This window comes from Stutzerimonas stutzeri (assembly GCF_038561965.1).
In the GTDB taxonomy this organism is placed as follows: Bacteria; Pseudomonadota; Gammaproteobacteria; order Pseudomonadales; family Pseudomonadaceae; genus Stutzerimonas; species Stutzerimonas stutzeri_AA.
On the sequence record NZ_CP139348.1, the window covers coordinates 161474 to 177259 of the forward strand.

Below are 15786 nucleotides of genomic sequence, written 5' to 3' on the forward strand. Positions count from 1 at the left end.
ACAGGTTCGAGCCATGCTGATTATTCCCGCTATCGATCTGAAAGACGGCGCCTGCGTGCGTCTGCGCCAGGGCCTGATGGACGATGCCACGGTGTTTTCCGATGACCCGGTGGCCATGGCTGCCAAGTGGGTCGAGGCCGGTTGCCGTCGGCTGCACCTGGTCGACCTCAACGGCGCCTTCGAAGGCCAGCCGGTCAATGGCGAGGTGGTCACCGCCATCGCCAAGCGTTATCCGAACCTGCCGATCCAGATCGGCGGTGGCATCCGTTCACTGGAAACCATCGAGCACTACGTGCGCGCTGGCGTCAGCTACGTGATCATCGGCACCAAGGCGGTCAAGCAGCCGGAGTTCGTTGGTGAGGCCTGCCGCGCCTTTCCGGGCAAGGTCATCGTCGGTCTGGATGCCAAGGATGGCTTCGTCGCCACCGACGGCTGGGCCGAAGTCTCCACGGTGCAGGCGGTCGATCTGGCGCGCCGTTTCGAGGCCGATGGCGTCTCGGCGATCGTCTACACCGACATCGCCAAGGACGGCATGATGCAGGGCTGCAACGTCGAAGCCACCGTGGCCCTGGCCAACGCCAGCCGCATCCCGGTGATCGCTTCTGGTGGCATCCACAACATCGGCGATATCCAGAAGTTGCTCGACACCAACACCCGCGGGATCGTCGGTGCCATCACTGGCCGCGCGATCTACGAAGGCACGCTGGATGTGGCCGAAGCGCAGGCGCTTTGCGACCTGAAGTACAAGGACGAGTGATTCGCTGATCTGCGGTGGATCGGTGAAGCGCGATCCACCCTACACGCTACCTGCAGCTTGAAGCCTGCGGCTTGAAGAAGCTGCTTTCGGAGAAAGCCATGGCCCTGGCCAAACGCATCATTCCCTGCCTCGACGTGGACAACGGCCGCGTGGTCAAGGGCGTTCAGTTCGAGAACATCCGCGACGCCGGTGACCCGGTGGAAATCGCCCGCCGCTACGACGAGCAGGGCGCCGACGAGATTACCTTTCTCGATATCACCGCCAGCGTCGACAACCGCGATACCACGCTGCATACCGTCGAGCGCATGGCCAGCCAGGTGTTCATCCCGCTGACCGTGGGCGGTGGCGTGCGCAGCGTGCAAGACATCCGCAACCTGCTCAACGCCGGCGCCGACAAGGTCTCGATCAACACCGCCGCGGTGTTCAACCCCGAGTTCGTTGGCGAGGCTGCTGATCGCTTCGGCTCACAGTGCATCGTCGTCGCCATCGATGCGAAAAAGGTCTCTGCGCCGGGTGAGCCTGGCCGCTGGGAAATCTTCACCCATGGCGGGCGCAAACCCACCGGACTGGATGCGGTGGCCTGGGCGAAGAAGATGGAAGACCTGGGCGCTGGAGAGATCCTGCTGACCAGCATGGATCAGGATGGCGTGAAGAGCGGCTACGACCTGGGCGTCACCCGGGCCATCAGCGAAGCGTTGTGCATTCCGGTGATCGCCTCCGGTGGCGTCGGCAATCTGCAGCACCTGGCCGACGGCATCCTCGAAGGCAAGGCCGACGCGGTACTCGCGGCCAGCATTTTCCACTTCGGCGAGTACACCATCCCGGAAGCCAAGGCCTATCTGGCTGCCCGCGGCATCGTGATGCGTTGATTACGGCGCCCGTTTGAACAAGGCTTAAGCTCGATACAAGGACACGTCCGCGGCTGTTGCGGACAGGCACTCAGGAGATTTCTCGCATGCTCAAGACAATCGCTTCCATGGCCGCTGCGGCGCTGCTGTTCGGCGCCACGCTGGGCCACGCGCAGACACCGGTGAAAATCGACCTGCTGACGGAGAACTTCCCGCCTTACAACATGGCGGCTGACGGCAAGAACTTCGCCCGCGATGAAAACATCAGCGGTATCGCCGTGGACATCGTGCGCGAGATGTTCAAGCGCGCCGGCGTCGACTACAGCCTGACGTTGCGCTTCCCCTGGGAGCGCATCTACGGCATGGCGCTGGAGAAGCCGAACTACGGCGTGTTCGTCACGGCGCGTCTGCCTGAGCGTGAAGAGCTGTTCAAATGGGTCGGCCCGATCGGCCCGGACGATTGGGTATTGCTGGCTCGCGGCGACAGCCCGATCAACCTGACCAGCCTGGAACAGGCCAGCCAGTACAGCGTGGGTGCCTACAAGGGCGACGCCATCGCTGAGCATCTGGACGGTCAAGGCCTGAAGCCGGTGCTTGCCCTGCGCGATCAGGAGAACGTGAAGAAGCTGATCGACGGCAAGATCGACCTCTGGGCCACCGGTGACCCCGCAGGCCGTTACCTGGCGCGTCTGGAGGGCGTAACGGGGCTCAAGCGTGTGCTGCGCTTCGACAATGCGGAGCTGTACCTGGCGCTGAACAAGCAGGTCGCTGACGAAACCGTGCAGAAGCTGCAAAAGGCGCTCGACCAGATGCGCAGCGAAGGCGTGATCGACGCGATCAACGCACGTTACCTCTGATCCCCTTCGCTCAGCGCGCCCTGCGTTGAGCGTAATGTGATGGCGGCGCGCCGGTAGGGTGCGCTACCCATCCATCTCGCGCCGTTCTAGCGCGTCAATCGTTCCTTCTGTATCGCGCTTTCTGGACTACGCTGCTGCAGCGCTGTGCTGGTTCGCATCTTGCTTTCGACCGGTTCGGCCATGATCCGCGGAGGGCGGATCGAGGAATCCAGAACGAGGGAACGAGCCATGCTGAAAAGAATCCTTGCCACCATCACACTGCTGCTTTGCACCCAGGCGCACGCCGAGCTGGCTGACGACTACCGCGTCGTGCTGCTGACCGAGAATTTTCCACCATTCAACATGGCCGAAGACGGCAAGAACTACGCCGCCGATGCGAAGATCCACGGCATCAATGCCGACATCGTGCGCGAGATGTTCCGCCGCGCGAAGATCCGTTATGAGCTGAGCCTGCGTTTCCCTTGGGATCGCATCTATAAACAGGTACAGGAGCAGCCTGACCAGGGACTCTTTTCCACTACCTTCACCGCCGAGCGTGAGCCACAGTTCAAGTGGGTCGGCCCGCTGGCGAGCATCAGCTGGGTCCTGCTCGCGCCAGCCGACAGTCCTTTACGCCTGTCCGGATTGGACGAAGCGCGCAACCTGCGCATCGGTGCCTATAAGAACGATGCGGTGAGTCAGCATCTGGAAAGCAAGGGACTGGCACCGATCAACTCGCTGCGCGACCAGGAGAACGTTGGCAAGCTGCTCAAGGGGCAGATCGACGTCTGGGCGACAGCTGATCCGGTGGGACCCTATCTGGCCAAGCAGGAAGGCGTGACTGGCCTGAAGCCGGTGCTGCGCTTCAATGAGGCGCGATTGTTCCTAGCGCTCAACCGCGCGACGCCGGACGAAGTGGTCGAGCGCTTGCAACGGGCGCTGGATGCGATGCGCGCCGACGGCACGGTGGACGCAATGCTGCAGCGCTATCTCTGAGGCTCAGCGGTAAATGCCACCGCGGCCATGAGCGGCCATCGCCCGGTTGCTGCGCGTGGCAATCATCTGCCCCACATCGACCCATTCGATGCCCTGCGCCGACAGTCGTGGCAACTCGCGCTCCAGCAGGGCCAGAGTGCTCTCGTGGGGATGCCCGATGATCACCACCGAGCCCTGTTTGCGCGCCAGTGCGATTGCGGCGCGAAAGCGTTCGGCTACGGCCTCTGCCGAAGGGTTGTCGTCCAGAAAGATATCTCGCGACAGGCTGGCCAGTGCCGCGCGCTGTGCACTGGCAGCGGCCACGGTACGCGGGCTGGTGCGGCTGTCGAGGAAGAACAGGTGGCGGCGCTGCAGCTCGCCCATCAGCCAGCTCATCGGCTGTACCTGATCAGTCATGGCGCTACCCATGTGATTGTTCAGGCCGCTGGCATGCGGTACCGCAGCCAGCGCAGCGTCGAGGCGGCGGGCCAGTTCGTCATGCGGCAGCTCAGGACGCCAGGCGAAACGGCCCTGAGCGGGCGCCATCGGCATGTGCAGCATGACCGTCTTGCCGGCGCGATGGGCCTGCTCGGCCAGCGCAGCTGCGTGACGGGTGTCAGGGAGAATTGCCAGGGCTACCGGTCCCGGCAGTTGCAGCACGCGGCGATCGCGTGCCGGGTTCTGTCCGAGGTCGTCGATTATCAGGGTCAGCCGGGGCCTCGGCGTATGCTCCGGCGCGGCTGCGGGCTCGCTGGCGTATAGCGCCTGGCTGGCGAGCATCACCAATAGCGCCAGGCCCGATGCCCAGCCTGCCATCTTCACTGGCCGCGGGTGAGGTTCAGTCCCTTGAGCAGATTCAATGCCTGACCGAGCTGGTAGTCGTCGTCCTGCGGGCGCGGCGAGTCGCTGGCGATCTGGGTGGCGGTGGGGCGGTCCGGGCCGCCGTTGCCGTTGCCCAGATGGCCGGCAAGATCGGCCTCGCGGAAGCCATCGGCGGCCTGCTCGCGGGTCAGCTTGGCGCGCTCGACCTTGATGTCCGGCTCGATGCCCTGGGCCTGGATAGAACGGCCGTTGGGGGTGTAGTACAGCGCGGTGGTCAGCTTGAGCGCGCGATCATTGTTCAGCGGCAGCACGGTTTGTACCGAGCCCTTGCCGAAGCTGTCGGTGCCCATCACCACGCCGCGCTTGTGATCCTGCAGCGCGCCGGCAACGATCTCCGATGCCGAGGCGCTACCGCCATTGATCAGTACTACCAGTGGCACGCCCTCACTGGCATCGCCCGGGTCGGCGTTGAAGCGCAGCTCGGAATTGGCGATGCGGCCTTTGGTGTAGACGATCAGGCCCTTGGTGAGGAAGTGGTCGGAAATCTCGACTGCTGCCTGCAGTACGCCGCCGGGGTTGTTGCGCAGGTCGAGGACCAAGCCGTTCAGCTTCTTGCCGTCGTTGTCCCTCTTCAGCTTGGCCAGTGCCTTGCCGACTTCCTCGCCGGAATTGACCTGGAACTGGGTGACGCGCAGGTAACCGTAGCCGGGCTCCAGAATCTGGCTGCGGACGCTGCGCACCTTGATCACCGCGCGGGTCAGCTTCACATCGAATGGTTGGCCGCCTTCGCGCACCAGCGTCAGGCTGATGCTGCTGCCCGGCTTGCCGCGCATCTTGCCGATGGCGTCCATCATCGACAGGCCCTTGGTTGGCTGGCCATCGATCTTGACGATCAGGTCGCCGGCTTCGATACCGGCCTTCGATGCCGGGGTATCGTCGATCGGCGAGACGACCTTGATGAATCCGTCTTCCATGCCGACCTCGATGCCGAGGCCGCCGAATTCGCCGCTGGTGCTTTCCTGCAGCTCGGCGAACGCCTCGGGCTCCAGATACGCCGAATGCGGGTCGAGATTGCTGAGCATGCCCTTGATGGCGTTTTCCAGCAGGGTCTTGTCATCCACCGGCTCGACATAGGCGGCCTTGATGCGGTCCAACACCTCGGCGAAGGTGCGCAGTTCATCCAGTGGCAAGGGGGCCTTGGAGCTCGGCGCCGCAGCTTCCGCCGGTGGCTGCTGGGCCCAGGCGCCGCCGTGCATCCCCAGCAATATGGCCAGGGCGAGCGTGGATGGGCGGGCGAAACGGCGCAGGTGCAACATGTCGAACTCCAGTTATGAGAGGGCGCGCTTGGCAATGCGGGCGGCTCGGCAGGACCGAATACCGTAACTCGCTAGCCTTGCGCGCGACACCATTGGGCGGGGTCGCTGGGGCGGCCCTGCTGCCGAATGGCGAAATACAGTGCAGCGGTTTCCTGACCGCCGCTGGTGCCTACCGTGGCGATCGGATCGCCGGCCTTGACGATGTCGCCGGCGTCACGCAACAGGCTCTGGTTGTGACCATACAGGCTCAGGTAACCATTGCCGTGGTCGAGAATCACCAGCAGCCCGGCGCCACGTAGCCAGTCGGCAAATACTACCCGGCCGCCGTGCACGGCGCGGACTTGCGTGCCGACGCTGGCACCGATCAGTACGCCGTCCCACTTGGTTCGAGCGTCGCCGCCGCGCGGAGTGCCGTAGCGGGCGACGAGACGTCCATCGACCGGCCATGGCAGCTTGCCCTTGGCCTGGGAGAACGGCCCGCCGAAGTTGCCGCCGGCGCTGGACACCGTAGGCCCGCTCGGTGCCGGCGCTGCGCCGGCTGCCTGGCGCTGCTGCTCTCGCTGGCGCTCGGCTAGCAGAGCGCGCTGTCGCGCTTCTTCGGCTTCGCGCGCCTGGCGGGCCAGGGTCGCTTCGATGGTCTTGAGCACGCGCTCGAACTGGGCCTGCTCCTGACGGCGGGCTTGCAGCTTCTGCTCGCGGCTGGAGAGATCGCTATTGAGCTTGGCGAGGGTCTGCTGACGTTCCTTGCGCACCTCGGCGAGCTGATTGCGGCGCTCGAGCAGGCCATCCTTCTTCTCCGCCAGCAGGCTTTGCTGCGTGGCGATATCGGCTTCGACGTTGGCCAGCTGGCGCAGGGTCTCGTTGAAATTGTCGAGCTGCTCGAGACGAGCCTTGTTGAGGTAATCGTAATAGGTGATGGTGCGGCTGAATTTTTCCGGATTCTGCTGGTTGAGCAGCAGCTTGAGGTATTCCTGTCGACCGTTCTGGTAGGCGGCGCGGGCCTGCAGGCCAATCAGTCGCTGCTGCTCCAGGCGGGCGCCCTCGAGGGTGGTCTTCTCGTCGTTCAGGCGTTCCAGCTCCGCCTCGCTGCGGTCGATTTCCTGCTGCAGAGTATCGACCTGCTTTTCCAGCTGGCCCAGTTCGCTTTCGGTGGTCTTCAGCTGCTTCTGAACACCGGATTTCTCCTGCTCGATCTGCTTGAGCAGCTTCTGCAGTTCGGCAACGTCCTGGCGAGCGGCTTCGATCTGCTGCCGCGCTGCAGCACGTTCGTCCGCTACGGCGGGGCCGAGCAGGCAGAGGAAGGCGAGGGCGAGAAAAGTACGAGGCATTGGAGGGCGTCAACCGAGCGTTATGACCGGCGTAGTATGCCTAAAAAGCAAGCTTGAAGCTTGAAGCCTGTAGCGGGAAGCGGCGGCTGACGCCATCCGCTTCCCGCCTTGCGCGATCAGTTCAGCTCGATGATCGAGCGGCCGGTCATCTCGGACGGTACCGGCATGCCGAGCAGGGTCAACATGGTCGGTGCAACATCGGCCAGCACGCCGCCTGCGCGGATGGAGACGTTGCGCTTGCCGATATAGACGAAAGGCACCGGCTCGCAGGTATGCGCGGTGTGTGCCTGGCCGGTCATGACGTCTTCCATCTGCTCGACGTTGCCGTGGTCGGCGGTCAGCAGCGCTTCGCCACCAACCTTGTCGAGCGCCTCGACGATCCGTCCTACGCAGCTATCCAGGCACTCCACCGCCTTGACTGCGGCATCGAACACGCCGGTATGGCCGACCATGTCGCCGTTGGCGTAGTTGACCACGATGACGTCGTAGCGCTGGTTCTCGATGGCATCGACTATGCGGTCGGTGACCTCGGGCGCGCTCATTTCCGGCTTGAGATCGTAGGTGGCGACCTGTGGCGACGGAATCAGAATGCGCTCCTCGCCGGGGAACGGCTCTTCGCGACCGCCGGAAAAGAAGAAGGTGACGTGGGCGTATTTCTCGGTTTCAGCGATACGCAGCTGGGTCTTGCCGTTGTTGGCCAGATACTCGCCCAGTACGTTGGTCAGCGCTTCCGGGGCGAAGGCTGATGGCGCGGGGATGCTTGCGGCGTACTGGGTGAGCATGACGAACTCGGCCAGTTGCGGCGCCCGGGCCCGCTCGAATTCCTTGAATCCGGGTTCGACGAAGCAGCGGGTCAATTCGCGGGCGCGGTCGGCGCGGAAGTTCATGAACACCACGGCATCGCCATCTTCGACACGCACCGGCTCGCCGATGGTGGTCGCCTTGACGAATTCGTCGCTTTCGCCGCGCTCATAGGCAGCGATCAGGCCATCCACTGCGTAGTCGGAGCGGTATTCGGCCTTGCCGTCGACGATCAGCTCGTAGGCCTGCTGCACACGGTCCCAGCGATTGTCGCGGTCCATGGCGAAGTAGCGGCCGATGAGGCTGGCGATGCGGCCCTTGCCCAGGCGGGTGAAGGTGCCCTGGAGCAGTTCGATGGAATGCTGTGCGCTCTTCGGTGGGGTGTCGCGGCCGTCAAGGAAGGCATGCAGGTAGATCTTCTCGGCGCCGCGCTGGGCGGCCAGTTCGGCCATCGCGACCAGGTGATCCTGGTGGCTGTGCACGCCGCCGTCGGAGAGCAGGCCGAGGATGTGCACTGCCTTGCCGGCAGCCGCGGACTTGTCGACGGCGGCGCAGATAGTCGGGTTGGCGAAAAACTCGCCGTCGCGGATCGCCTTGGTCACTCGGGTGAAGTCCTGATACACCACCCGACCGGCACCGAGGTTCATGTGCCCGACCTCGGAATTGCCCATCTGCCCATCCGGCAGGCCTACGTCCATGCCGCTACCGGAGATCAGTCCGTGTGGCTGGCGGGCCAGCAGGCTGTCATAGACCGGCTTGTGCGCGGCATGAATGGCGTTGAACTCGGGGTTTTCGCTGTGCCCGAAGCCATCGAGAATGATCAGTACCAGGGGTTTGGGCGCGGCGGTAGGGGCGACGGGCATGCTTTCGGGCTCCTTGCACGGGGGCGGAAAAGGGCGGCCAGTCTACTGGCTGGCCGGGGCGAGGTCACGAATCATCAGGGTTCAGCCGGTCGGAGGGGCTGTGTATACTGGCCCGCATTTTATCGTCCGGGTACCCGTTGATGCTCGCTAACCTGATTGAATTTGTCTCTAACCACTATGTACTCAGCAGCCTGTTCGTGGTGCTGTTGATCCTTCTGTTCATCACCGAGACACGCAAGGGTGGCAAGAGCCTGAGCAATCGCGAACTGACCGCACTGGTCAATAGTGGTGAGGGCGTGGTGTTGGACGTGCGCGTCAAGAAGGAGTTCGACGCCGGCCATATCGTCGATGCATTGAACATTCCCTACGAGAAGCTGGTCAGCCGCACAGGCGAGCTGGAAAAGCACAAGGCCAAGACCATCATCGTGGTCGACGCCATGGGGCAGCACGCCGGAACGGCCTGCCGTGAGCTGCAGAAGGCAGGCTTCACCGCCGCCAAGTTGTCGGGAGGGATTTCCAGCTGGCGCGGCGACAATCTGCCAGTGGTCAAGTAATCATGCCCAACGTCGTCATCTATACCACCGCCTGGTGCCCGTTCTGTATTCGTGCCAAGGCGCTGCTCGATCGCAAGGGTGTCACCTACGAGGAAATCCCCGTGGATGGCAACCCGTCCCTGCGCGCCGAAATGGCCAGCAAGGCGGGGCGTACCTCGGTGCCGCAGATATGGATCGGCGACCAGCACGTCGGTGGCTGCGATGAGCTGCACGCTCTAGAGCGCGCCGGACGTCTCGACCCGTTGCTGAAGGCTTGAGCACCGGCGGGTCCGCAAACATCAATAACGACACGCACAACTGGATAGAAGGTTGCAGAAATGACCGAACAAGCTAACAACGGCGGCGCAGCATCGCAGGCCGAACAGGGCGCACAATTCTCGCTACAGCGCATCTACGTCCGTGACCTGTCCTTCGAAGCGCCGAAAAGCCCGGAAATTTTCCGTCAGGAATGGAATCCGAGTGTCGCGCTGGACCTGAACACGAAGCAGAAGGCGCTTGAGGGCGACTTCCATGAAGTTGTGCTGACCCTCTCGGTTACTGTGAAAACCGGCGAAGAAGTAGCCTTCATCGCAGAAGTGCAGCAGGCAGGGATCTTCCTGATCAAGGGGCTCGAAGCCGCCGCGATGAGCCATACGCTTGGCGCGTTCTGCCCGAACATCCTCTTCCCGTACGCCCGTGAGGCGCTGGACAGCCTGGTGACCCGTGGTTCCTTCCCGGCGCTGATGCTGGCTCCGGTGAACTTCGACGCACTCTACGCCCAGGAAATGACGCGTATGCAGAGCGCCGGCGAAGCACCTGCCACCGCTCACTGATCCATACGGATCGTGCAGGAAGCGTCTGACGCTTCCTGCACACCCCCGGCGGCTGCGCGTTAGCGCACCTGCACCACCAGCTTGCCGACCGCCTTACGCTGGCCCAGCGTGGCGATGGCCTTGCCAGTGTCCTGCAAGGCAAAGCGTTGCGATACCAGCGGCTTGAGCTTGCCTTCGGCATGCCAGGCGAACAGCTGGCGGAAGTTTGCCGCGTTGTCCTGCGGCTGACGTTGTGCGAACGCGCCCCAGAACACGCCGATCAGCGCGGCGCCCTTGAGTAGCGGCAAGTTGGCCGGCAACGCCGGGATATCCCCGCCGGCGGCAAATCCCACCACCAGCATGCGACCATTCCAGGCGATGCTGCGGAAGGCTTCCTCGAACAGTGTGCCGCCCACCGGGTCATAGATCACATCCACGCCCTGGCCACCGGTGAGTTCCTTAAGGCGCTCCTTCAGGCTGCCTTCGCTGTAATTGACCAGTTCGTCGGCTCCGGCATTCTTCGCCACGTCCAGCTTATCGGCGCTGGAGGCGGCCGCGATGACTCGAGCGCCCATGGCCTTGCCGATCTCCACGGCAGCCAGGCCGACACCGCCGGAAGCACCTAGCACCAGCAGCGTTTCTCCTGGCTGCAGATTGGCGCGCTGCGTGAGCGCATGCATGGAGGTGCCGTAGGTCATGCTGAAGGCCGCTGCAGTCTCGAAGTCCATGCTCGGCGGGATCGGCAGGGCATTGCTGCCTGCGACGGCCACCTGCTCGGCGAAGCTGCCCCAGCCGGTCAGCGCCATGACCCGATCGCCGACCTTGAGGTGGCTGACCTTCTCACCAACCGCGGCAACTATGCCAGCCGCCTCGCCGCCGGGCGAGAACGGGAAGGGTGGCTTGAACTGGTACTTGCCCTCGATCATCAGCGTGTCGGGGAAATTCACCCCGGCGGCATGCACGTCGAGCAGGATCTCGCTCGGTTTGATCTGAGGGGAGGGGGCATCCTCGAGAACCAGACTTTCGGGTGGACCGAAGCTTTTGCACAGAACGGCTTTCATCGCTTTTTCCTTGTTTGACTGGTCGGGCGCTTGGCCGCCCGAGATGGATGGCTCGACTGCTCAGGACTATCCAGTCTAGGAGCGTTGTTCAGAGAGGCAATCAGCATCGTCCGCTGTAATGGCGGCGTATAAGTTGCGGCGGTTGCGCGATAGGCTTGGGTGCGTTGCGGCTACTGGTTATGCTGGCGCAGATTTCCCCTGGAGTGCTGTCCGTGAAGTATCTGATTACCCTGTTGTTCGGCCTCGCGCTTGTCGGGCCAGCCGTTGCGCAAGACTCGGCTGAAGAGGCGGCACCGCAAGCGCTCTACTACGCACTGGTACCGGCCATGGTCGGCAACTATGGTGCGGGCGAGCGCCTCAAGTACTACAAGGCAGATGTGGCGCTGCGCATCTCCAGCAAAGAGGTGGAAGACCGCGTCAAGCATCACGAGCCGCTGATTCGTCATCAGCTGGTGATGCTGTTCTCCGAGCAGACCGACGAAACGTTAAGCGGCCCGGAAGCCAAGGAGCAGCTCCGCCAGGAAGCGTTGAGGCAGGTGCGCGAGGTGCTCGAACAGGAAGAGGGCAAGCCGCTGGTCGATGATCTGCTGTTCAACAATCTGATCATCCAGTAAATCAGTCGCTTGCTCAGCGCATCGCCAGTACCGCCTGCCACTCGTCTTCGTTGACAGGCATTACCGAGAGACGGCTGCCTTTCTTCACCAGCGCCAGCTCCTGCAGGGCTGGCTCAGCTTTCAGGCGGGCCAGCTTCAAGGGCAACATGAAGGCTTCAACGAACTCCACATCGACCGCGCTCCACGGATTGGCTTCGTCGCGAGCCTTGGCATCGTGATAAGGACTGGCAGGGTCGAGCGCAGTAGGATCGGGGTAGGCGCTGCGACTGATTCTGCCAATTCCGGCAATGCCGGGTTCGGCGCAACTGGAGTGGTAGAAGAAGAACTGGTCGCCTTCCTTCATCTGGCGCAGGAAATTTCGCGCCTGGTAGTTGCGCACGCCGTCCCAGCGCCCGTGACCCCTCTTTTTCAGGTCCAAGATGGAAAATTCGTCCGGTTCGGACTTCATTAGCCAATAAGGCATGAACCTTGCTCCCCTGTCAGTCGGTTCGATCAGACCATGATGGCAAAATCTCCGACAGTCGGCTGCAATACCTGTTTGCGCGGTGCCGAAGCTTCACGGAAAATGCCGCGGCTGTAAGGTGGCCTATCGAGTCCTAGAACGATAATTCACACCGACTCGACGCAAGCATTTCGCCTGGTAGGGGGAGGCGAACACAAATGAAACGTAAGCCCGATATTCTGTGGATTTTGGTCTTCATCTTTGGCCTGGGCGTAGTCACGACGGGCTATACGCAAAGCCTATGGGAGCAGCAGGATGGCGCGGCCGGCATGGCTCCGATCATCCAGGTGCAGCAAGCCCGGCAGCGATGAACAGATGCCGCAAGGATGCGGCCCTCGATTAACCGGCGTACCAGCCCTGGTCCGTCACGGTGCCCTGAATGGGCACATCCCAACTTTCCAGCGGAAGCCTGTCGACTCTCTGGCACTCATGGGCCAGGCCCAGTAGTGTCGGTTTGTGACTTTTTTTGCGCATGGCGCGGTATGCCAGGCTGCGGTCATAGAACCCGCCGCCCATTCCCAGTCGTCCACCCTTGCCGTCGAAGCCCACCAGCGGCATCAGCAGCAGATCGAGAGCCCAAACCGGGCGTTGCCGCGCGACGCGGATGACCGGTTCGAAAATGCCGAAACGGTTTCGCCGCAGTCGCTCGCCGGGCTTGATGCGTTGGAACACCATGCGCGTGCGGGGCCAGGGATTCAGCACCGGAAGATAGGTCGCTTTGCCGCGACGTTGAGCGGCGCGCAGAAGCAGGCGCGGATCGATTTCGCCATCGTTGGGCAGATAAAGGGCGATATGTCGGGCGCGGCGAAACAGGCGGTGCTGAGCCAATTGTCGGTAGAGTTTGCGCGCTGCCAGGCGTTGCTGGGCGGGCGAAAGTTGGCGCCGGGTTTGGCGCAGCTTGCGACGTAGCGCTTGGCGCGAAAGGCCTTCGGCTACGATCATCAGAAGTGGCTCCCCAGCATGCCGCTGCCAGCGTAGGCCCTTGAACCCGAGAGTTCAAGGTGGCGACTACAGAGTACCTTAAGGCTTTCCGTCAGGCGGACATGCACACCGGCACCACGTGTAGCCTCCATGGTATTGCTTATCGGGAGAGGGTCATCGCCGACTGGCGAACATGCCAGGGAGTTGGGCGCAGTATAACGCAAACCGGCTACCGTTGATCAGTTGCCGGAAGGGTTTGGATCGGTGGCCAGTGCGCTGTCGACGCGCTCCAGGAGCATGCGCACATGTTCGCGCGCGCTGCTGGCTTCGGCGTCGAGGCGGTCGTGTTTGTGCAGCAGTTCGTGGGTGATGTTCAGGGCTGCCATCACCGCCACGCGATCGGCGCCGATGACTTTGCCGCTGCTGCGAATCTCGCGCATCTTGCGATCCAGGTAACGGGCCGCACCCTCCAGATTGCTGCGTTCCTCTGACGGACAGGCTATGCAATATTCCTTGTCCATGATGTGTACGGTAACGGTGTTCGGCTGGGTCATGAGTCCTGCTCCAGGGCTTTCAGGCGCGAAATCATCGATTCGACCTTCAAGCGGGCCATTTCGTTCTTTTCGATCAGATGAGCGCGCTCTTCACGCCACGTCCGCTCGTTGCTCAGCAGCAGGTGGTTCTGCGCCTTGAGCTGTTCGATGCGCTGAATCAGCTGCTCCAGCTTGCTGGTCAGCGCTTTCAGATCGGCGTCTTCCATGGGATTCCTGTTGGGGGCACTGATGAAGACGGAGGCGATGGCCGGGGCCTTCGATGGTCTTGCCGCGGCCGCCGGTGCTAGGATACGAAGCCTTCATTCTAGTCATTGCGCCATCGTGCGCCTAGCCGCCATGTCCATTCAGAATTCCCCGTATGCCGCCTTCGCCACACTTCTGGCGGGCACCCCGCAAACCGTTTCTCCCGCCGAGCTGCATGGCCTGTTGCTTGGGCGCAGTTGCGCCGGCGCAGGTTTCGATGTCGAACCCTGGCTGACCGATGCCTCGGACCTGCTCGGCGAAGCTCCGCAGGACAACATTCGTCAGGCATTGATTGGCCTGCAGGAGATGGTCAAAGGCGAGCTCGCCGGCGACGACATCGCCGTTGTGCTGCTGCTGCCCAGCGACGATGCGCCACTGGGTGAGCGGGCCATTGCGCTCGGTCAGTGGTGCCAGGGCTTTCTCGCCGGGTTTGGCCTGGCCGCCGGTGATCGTGCGCTGAGCAGTGAAGCCATGGAAGTGCTGCAGGACTTGTCCGCCATCGCGCAGATCCAGGACTCGCTGGAAGAATCAGAGGACGGCGAGACCGACTACATGGAGGTGATGGAGTACCTGCGTGTAGCGCCACTGCTGCTATTCACCGAGTGCGCCCAGCCGCTTCCCGCTGCGCCGAAACCCTCCCTGCATTGAGGAAACCGTTCTGCCCATGACTCGCATCCCGAAATCGGAATACGCCCGTCGGCGCAAAGCGCTGATGGAGCAGATGGAACCCAACAGCATCGCCATTCTGCCGGCGGCGCCGATGTACATCCGCAACCGCGATGTCGAGCATGTCTACCGTCAGGACAGTGACTTCCAGTACCTCTCCGGCTTTCCCGAGCCGGAGGCGGTGATCGCGCTGATCCCCGGCCGCGAGCACGGCGAATATGTGCTGTTCTGTCGTGAGCGAGACCCTGAGCGCGAGCTTTGGGACGGCCTGCGCGCCGGGCAGGACGGCGCCATCAAGGAGTACGGCGCCGACGATGCCTTTCCCATCGGCGATATCGACGACATTCTTCCCGGGCTGATCGAGGGTCGCGCGCGGGTGTACTACGCCATCGGCACCAACGAAGCCTTCGATCATCGGCTGATGGAGTGGATCAAGACCATTCGCACCCAGGCGCGCCAAGGCGCACAGCCGCCCAGCGAGTTCGTCGCGCTCGATCATCTTCTGCATGACCTGCGTCTGTTCAAATCGAGCAACGAGGTGAAGGTGATGAAGCACGCGGCGGAGATTTCCGCCCGTGCGCATATTCGCGCCATGCAGGCCAGCCGTTCCGGCCTGTTCGAATATCACCTGGAAGCCGAACTGGATTACGAATTCCGCAAAGGCGGCGCGAAAATGCCGGCGTACGGCTCGATCGTCGCTGCCGGACGCAACGCCTGCATCCTGCACTACCGCGAAAACGATGCAGCGCTGAAGGATGGCGATCTGGTGCTGATCGATGCCGGTTGCGAGATCGAATGCTACGCCAGCGATATCACCCGCACCTTCCCGGTCAACGGGCGTTTCTCGCCGGAGCAGAAGGCGATTTACGAACTTGTGCTGGCGGCCAACGAGGAAGCCTTCAAGCATATTGCGCCAGGCAAGCACTGGAACGAAGCGCACGAAGCCACGGTCCGGGTAATCACCGCCGGGCTGGTGGAGCTGGGGCTGCTGCAGGGTGAGGTCGACGAGCTGATCGCCGGCGAAGCCTACAAGGCGTTCTATATGCACCGTGCCGGCCACTGGCTGGGCATGGATGTGCACGACGTCGGCGACTACAAGATCGGTGGCGAGTGGCGCGTGCTTGAGCCGGGCATGGCGATGACCGTCGAACCCGGCATCTATATCGCTGTGGACAATCAGAACGTTGCCAAGAAGTGGCGCGGCATTGGCGTGCGCATCGAGGATGATGTGGTGGTAACGCGAACCGGCTGCGAAATTCTTACTAACGGCGTGCCGAAAAGTGTCGCCGAGATCGAGGCGCTGATGGCCGCCGCTCGCGAGCAGGTCGCCTGAT

20 protein-coding genes and 1 other RNA gene are annotated in these 15786 nt (G+C 62.8%); 11 read left to right on the forward strand and 10 right to left on the reverse strand.

The window, feature by feature from the left end:
- Positions 1–13 precede the first annotated feature (13 nt).
- From hisA to SM130_RS00710, 4 genes are all read left to right on the forward strand, one after another.
- Positions 14–757, forward strand: a complete 744-nt coding sequence (gene hisA / locus SM130_RS00695; RefSeq protein ID WP_102823933.1) for a 1-(5-phosphoribosyl)-5-[(5-phosphoribosylamino)methylideneamino]imidazole-4-carboxamide isomerase — start codon at positions 14–16, stop codon at positions 755–757.
- 98 nt (positions 758–855) lie between these two features.
- A complete protein-coding gene (gene hisF, locus SM130_RS00700; protein WP_102824607.1) occupies positions 856–1626 on the forward strand; it encodes an imidazole glycerol phosphate synthase subunit HisF in 771 nt (256 codons plus the stop codon).
- 86 nt (positions 1627–1712) lie between these two features.
- Positions 1713–2462, forward strand: a complete 750-nt coding sequence (locus SM130_RS00705) for a substrate-binding periplasmic protein (RefSeq protein WP_102823934.1) — start codon at positions 1713–1715, stop codon at positions 2460–2462.
- A gap of 228 nt (positions 2463–2690) precedes the next feature.
- Positions 2691–3437: a substrate-binding periplasmic protein gene (locus tag SM130_RS00710; protein WP_102823935.1), complete on the forward strand. Its 747-nt coding sequence runs from the start codon at positions 2691–2693 to the stop codon at positions 3435–3437.
- A 3-nt stretch (positions 3438–3440) separates the two neighbouring features.
- Here the strand turns inward: SM130_RS00710 and SM130_RS00715 are convergent, their stop codons facing one another.
- The 4 genes from SM130_RS00715 to gpmI all read right to left on the reverse strand — a co-directional run bounded on the left by SM130_RS00715 (position 3441) and on the right by gpmI (position 8546).
- On the reverse strand, positions 3441–4232 hold the full coding sequence (locus SM130_RS00715; protein ID WP_272890371.1) for a divergent polysaccharide deacetylase family protein: 792 nt from the start codon (positions 4230–4232) through the stop codon (positions 3441–3443).
- Between the two features lie 2 nt (positions 4233–4234).
- Positions 4235–5554: a S41 family peptidase gene (locus SM130_RS00720; RefSeq protein ID WP_102823937.1), complete on the reverse strand. Its 1320-nt coding sequence runs from the start codon at positions 5552–5554 to the stop codon at positions 4235–4237.
- Between the two features lie 71 nt (positions 5555–5625).
- A complete protein-coding gene (locus SM130_RS00725; protein WP_102823938.1) occupies positions 5626–6882 on the reverse strand; it encodes a murein hydrolase activator EnvC family protein in 1257 nt (418 codons plus the stop codon).
- A 116-nt stretch (positions 6883–6998) separates the two neighbouring features.
- A complete protein-coding gene (gpmI, locus tag SM130_RS00730) occupies positions 6999–8546 on the reverse strand; it encodes a 2,3-bisphosphoglycerate-independent phosphoglycerate mutase (RefSeq protein WP_102823939.1) in 1548 nt (515 codons plus the stop codon).
- Positions 8547–8686: 140 nt separating this feature from the next.
- Here gpmI and SM130_RS00735 point away from each other — a divergent pair, with 140 nt between their 5' ends.
- Genes SM130_RS00735 through secB form a run of 3 tightly spaced genes read left to right on the forward strand, consistent with a single transcriptional unit; the run spans position 8687 to position 9912 of the window.
- Complete coding sequence (locus tag SM130_RS00735; RefSeq protein ID WP_014818641.1) at positions 8687–9100, forward strand: rhodanese-like domain-containing protein; 414 nt, start codon at positions 8687–8689, stop codon at positions 9098–9100.
- Positions 9101–9102: 2 nt separating this feature from the next.
- A complete protein-coding gene (gene grxC, locus SM130_RS00740) occupies positions 9103–9357 on the forward strand; it encodes a glutaredoxin 3 (protein WP_102823940.1) in 255 nt (84 codons plus the stop codon).
- A 60-nt stretch (positions 9358–9417) separates the two neighbouring features.
- Positions 9418–9912: a protein-export chaperone SecB gene (gene secB, locus SM130_RS00745; RefSeq protein WP_102823941.1), complete on the forward strand. Its 495-nt coding sequence runs from the start codon at positions 9418–9420 to the stop codon at positions 9910–9912.
- A 59-nt stretch (positions 9913–9971) separates the two neighbouring features.
- Here the strand turns inward: secB and SM130_RS00750 are convergent, their stop codons facing one another.
- Positions 9972–10952, reverse strand: coding sequence for an NADPH:quinone oxidoreductase family protein (locus SM130_RS00750; protein WP_102823942.1), 981 nt, complete (start codon positions 10950–10952; stop codon positions 9972–9974).
- A 230-nt stretch (positions 10953–11182) separates the two neighbouring features.
- On the opposite strand from SM130_RS00750, the gene SM130_RS00755 reads away from it, so the two are divergent.
- The gene (locus tag SM130_RS00755) at positions 11183–11566 is read left to right on the forward strand and encodes a flagellar basal body-associated protein FliL (protein WP_423835156.1); all 384 of its coding nucleotides are present in this window, start codon (positions 11183–11185) and stop codon (positions 11564–11566) included.
- A 13-nt stretch (positions 11567–11579) separates the two neighbouring features.
- Here the strand turns inward: SM130_RS00755 and SM130_RS00760 are convergent, their stop codons facing one another.
- Positions 11580–12029 carry an EVE domain-containing protein gene (locus tag SM130_RS00760; protein ID WP_102823944.1) on the reverse strand — a complete coding sequence of 150 codons (450 nt, stop codon included), beginning with the start codon at positions 12027–12029 and terminating at the stop codon, positions 11580–11582.
- A 197-nt stretch (positions 12030–12226) separates the two neighbouring features.
- Between SM130_RS00760 and SM130_RS00765 the strand changes: the two genes are divergently transcribed.
- Positions 12227–12379 (forward strand): hypothetical protein, encoded by a 153-nt coding sequence (locus tag SM130_RS00765; protein WP_181019225.1) that lies wholly within the window; start codon positions 12227–12229, stop codon positions 12377–12379.
- A gap of 28 nt (positions 12380–12407) precedes the next feature.
- On the opposite strand, the gene SM130_RS00770 is transcribed toward SM130_RS00765, so the two are convergent.
- The 4 genes from SM130_RS00770 to SM130_RS00785 all read right to left on the reverse strand — a co-directional run bounded on the left by SM130_RS00770 (position 12408) and on the right by SM130_RS00785 (position 13749).
- Complete coding sequence (locus tag SM130_RS00770) at positions 12408–13010, reverse strand: 5-formyltetrahydrofolate cyclo-ligase (protein ID WP_102824608.1); 603 nt, start codon at positions 13008–13010, stop codon at positions 12408–12410.
- Positions 13011–13016: 6 nt separating this feature from the next.
- Positions 13017–13195, reverse strand: a non-coding RNA gene (gene ssrS / locus SM130_RS00775) — 6S RNA.
- A 33-nt stretch (positions 13196–13228) separates the two neighbouring features.
- Positions 13229–13543: a cell division protein ZapA gene (locus tag SM130_RS00780; protein WP_038655972.1), complete on the reverse strand. Its 315-nt coding sequence runs from the start codon at positions 13541–13543 to the stop codon at positions 13229–13231.
- Positions 13540–13749, reverse strand: a complete 210-nt coding sequence (locus SM130_RS00785) for a TIGR02449 family protein (RefSeq protein ID WP_102823945.1) — start codon at positions 13747–13749, stop codon at positions 13540–13542. The genes SM130_RS00780 and SM130_RS00785 overlap by 4 nt, the downstream gene beginning before the upstream one ends.
- Positions 13750–13879: 130 nt before the next feature.
- Here SM130_RS00785 and SM130_RS00790 point away from each other — a divergent pair, with 130 nt between their 5' ends.
- Together SM130_RS00790 and pepP are read left to right on the forward strand one after the other, a co-directional pair.
- On the forward strand, positions 13880–14434 hold the full coding sequence (locus tag SM130_RS00790) for a YecA family protein (protein WP_102824609.1): 555 nt from the start codon (positions 13880–13882) through the stop codon (positions 14432–14434).
- Positions 14435–14450: 16 nt separating this feature from the next.
- Positions 14451–15785, forward strand: a complete 1335-nt coding sequence (pepP, locus tag SM130_RS00795) for a Xaa-Pro aminopeptidase (RefSeq protein ID WP_102823946.1) — start codon at positions 14451–14453, stop codon at positions 15783–15785.
- Position 15786 lies beyond the last annotated feature (1 nt).

Bases quoted from the DNA above. Each gene is read 5' to 3' on its own strand.
- hisA (WP_102823933.1), top strand. From the start codon at position 14: ATGCTGATTATTCCCGCTATCGATCTGAAAGACGGCGCCTGCGTGCGT.
- hisF (WP_102824607.1), top strand. From the start codon at position 856: ATGGCCCTGGCCAAACGCATCATTCCCTGCCTCGACGTGGACAACGGC.
- SM130_RS00705 (WP_102823934.1), top strand. From the start codon at position 1,713: ATGCTCAAGACAATCGCTTCCATGGCCGCTGCGGCGCTGCTGTTCGGC.
- SM130_RS00710 (WP_102823935.1), top strand. From the start codon at position 2,691: ATGCTGAAAAGAATCCTTGCCACCATCACACTGCTGCTTTGCACCCAG.
- SM130_RS00715 (WP_272890371.1), bottom strand. From the start codon at position 4,232: ATGGCAGGCTGGGCATCGGGCCTGGCGCTATTGGTGATGCTCGCCAGC.
- SM130_RS00720 (WP_102823937.1), bottom strand. From the start codon at position 5,554: ATGTTGCACCTGCGCCGTTTCGCCCGCCCATCCACGCTCGCCCTGGCC.
- SM130_RS00725 (WP_102823938.1), bottom strand. From the start codon at position 6,882: ATGCCTCGTACTTTTCTCGCCCTCGCCTTCCTCTGCCTGCTCGGCCCC.
- gpmI (WP_102823939.1), bottom strand. From the start codon at position 8,546: ATGCCCGTCGCCCCTACCGCCGCGCCCAAACCCCTGGTACTGATCATT.
- SM130_RS00735 (WP_014818641.1), top strand. From the start codon at position 8,687: ATGCTCGCTAACCTGATTGAATTTGTCTCTAACCACTATGTACTCAGC.
- grxC (WP_102823940.1), top strand. From the start codon at position 9,103: ATGCCCAACGTCGTCATCTATACCACCGCCTGGTGCCCGTTCTGTATT.
- secB (WP_102823941.1), top strand. From the start codon at position 9,418: ATGACCGAACAAGCTAACAACGGCGGCGCAGCATCGCAGGCCGAACAG.
- SM130_RS00750 (WP_102823942.1), bottom strand. From the start codon at position 10,952: ATGAAAGCCGTTCTGTGCAAAAGCTTCGGTCCACCCGAAAGTCTGGTT.
- SM130_RS00760 (WP_102823944.1), bottom strand. From the start codon at position 12,029: ATGCCTTATTGGCTAATGAAGTCCGAACCGGACGAATTTTCCATCTTG.
- SM130_RS00765 (WP_181019225.1), top strand. From the start codon at position 12,227: ATGAAACGTAAGCCCGATATTCTGTGGATTTTGGTCTTCATCTTTGGC.
- SM130_RS00770 (WP_102824608.1), bottom strand. From the start codon at position 13,010: ATGATCGTAGCCGAAGGCCTTTCGCGCCAAGCGCTACGTCGCAAGCTG.
- SM130_RS00780 (WP_038655972.1), bottom strand. From the start codon at position 13,543: ATGACCCAGCCGAACACCGTTACCGTACACATCATGGACAAGGAATAT.
- SM130_RS00785 (WP_102823945.1), bottom strand. From the start codon at position 13,749: ATGGAAGACGCCGATCTGAAAGCGCTGACCAGCAAGCTGGAGCAGCTG.
- SM130_RS00790 (WP_102824609.1), top strand. From the start codon at position 13,880: ATGTCCATTCAGAATTCCCCGTATGCCGCCTTCGCCACACTTCTGGCG.
- pepP (WP_102823946.1), top strand. From the start codon at position 14,451: ATGACTCGCATCCCGAAATCGGAATACGCCCGTCGGCGCAAAGCGCTG.